Origin of the sequence: Acinetobacter sp. 809848 (assembly GCF_000581275.1) — a bacterium.
Lineage (GTDB): Bacteria > Pseudomonadota > Gammaproteobacteria > Pseudomonadales > Moraxellaceae > Acinetobacter > Acinetobacter pittii.
The window spans coordinates 1-2,055 of record NZ_JEXG01000095.1 but is presented as its reverse complement, the minus strand read 5'-3'; the positions used below and the strand labels follow the sequence as shown (position 1 = coordinate 2,055).

Annotated in this window: 2 protein-coding genes; one reads left to right on the top strand and one right to left on the bottom strand. The window is 34.2% G+C overall.

Annotated elements, in window-relative coordinates:
- Positions 1-950, bottom strand: a 950-nt coding sequence (locus J536_RS23710; RefSeq protein WP_050680468.1) for a YjgN family protein, incomplete at its 3' end; no start/stop codon positions are given.
- A 922-nt stretch (positions 951-1,872) separates the two neighbouring features.
- On the opposite strand from J536_RS23710, the gene J536_RS26085 reads away from it, so the two are divergent.
- A partial coding sequence (locus J536_RS26085; RefSeq protein WP_032064190.1) for a TetR/AcrR family transcriptional regulator occupies positions 1,873-2,055 on the top strand: 183 nt, incomplete at its 3' end.

The window sequence follows — 2,055 nt, the reverse complement described above, 5'->3', positions numbered from 1 at the left end:
CGAACTGCAGCCCAAGCAGACATTAAACCTATGGATAAGATTTTTACAATCCAGTTCGATGCTACAATCCATGCAAAACGCCATTGATTACAGTCTGTTTTAAATTGACTGTTTCCAACTGTAGTATTGTTCCATGTCGTAATAAAAATACGTGCAGCAATTAATGGATAAATAAATAATCCAATAAATGCATATACCGTAAATATTCCAAAGAATATAGCGTTTGGTGAGAACCCAGAAATTGTTCCTGCCATAGCAAAGTAAATGATTGAAAAAATAGAAATTATACCAATTGCAATAAAAACTGGTATATAAACTGCAGCCATATATGCAGACCATTTCGCGTTTAATTTAAAATTTAATTGTCCAGCATATAAGTTGTTAAGATAATATTTTTTATATAGCCAAATAGCTACAGGTGTAAAGATTCCTAGAGTGAAAATATATACCAATATACTCAAAAGAAAGACTTTATAAGATTCTTTTATTGTTCCACCAAAATAAAAACGTGCGTTGCCGAACTTACTATTTCTTGCAGTAAAACGCAAAGTAGCGCGAATTAGCCAAGGTACTGCTGCATATAGCGCAACTAGTCCAACCACAGTCGCAATCATTGAATACTGTGAGGAAATTGCAAATACGACGTAAATTCCTAATGCAATTAAACGTCCAATCAAAATCTTGGTTGGAATGCCTGTAAAATCAAAGCGACGTTCAAAAAATTCTGTATTGCCATAGAAATAGCGTAAGCGACGAACTTTAGCCCAAGGCGCATAGAAGCTTAAAGTAATAATAGTCAAAAGAATATTAACGATCCAGATTCCAAAATATTCTGAGGCATTCCCATGAAACTTAAAATGATGAATTCCTGAGTGTGAAATTGGTGGAGTTGTAATATTTTGATCCTCATTTAAATCTTGAGGAAGAGAGGTTAAAGCTTGGTCTTGCATTTTATTCTCTTTATTGAAAATATATGATCTTGATTGAATGTAATAGATAATTAGAAAACTATTGAGAATATTATATATTTTTTATAAATTGAAATAAATAGAATAAAAAGCAAGCAATAATTTATCAGCTCTTTTTTGTTGAATTATTCGGAGCAGAAAGCTTATCGCGAGAAGTATAAATAATAGGTTTAAAGGTATCGGTGACTTATTGTGATTGTAAATTTAGTAGTAATTCTAAGAAAAACTTTCTACATCATTAATTTCATCATTTACCATTTTTATATTCTCATCTTACCTGTTAAAACTAATATATCTATATAAAATTCAATCCCGTTATAAACCCCAATTTAACAATAACTCATTCATTATTTATCCTTACTTTTTAATGATCTAATTTAAAACAAATGTCGTTTTGTGTGCTTGACTGCAATAGGGTAGAGCACTATCCTTTGCCTGCTGGCCACATTGCCAGCCGGCTTTGACAGGCCGCGCTCAAGAACATTGAAAAAACTCGTTTTTTTGATGTAGACCCGTTCGTCTCCCTTTTTGTAGCGGTAGGACGGAAGGGGGACACCTTCGGGTGTGCTGGGTCTTGAGCCAGTCTGTCAACCCTCTTTCGTTCTGCCACCATAATTTCTATTAATGTCTGGCAGAACTCCCAAAATCAGGAGTTGGCTATGCACATCCATCATTTCTTGGCAGCCTTTGCCAAAGTCTATATCGACACAACTTAAAAATTTACAGCAGCTTGAATGCCATAAGGTTTTCAGACTCTAAGTCATTTTTACTTAAAACTTAGCAAAACAAAACTTGAGATGTGCCAAGCACCGTCTTACGGCTTTGCTGTGCCTTTTTTTCTCCCAGAAAGGGCACAGGCTTTTTATCTCATTTAGAAACAACAAGAATTTATAACGGTAAAACTATGCCAACTTTAGAAATATCTTCCAAAAAATTACAGGTTGTTCAAACTGCCATCCAACTCTTTACGACGTATGGATTTCACAATGCAGGCGTAGACCTGATTATTAAAAAATCTAAAATTCAAAAAGCCACGTTTTATAACTACTTCCACTCGAAAGAACGCCTTGTTGAAATGTGCTTAATC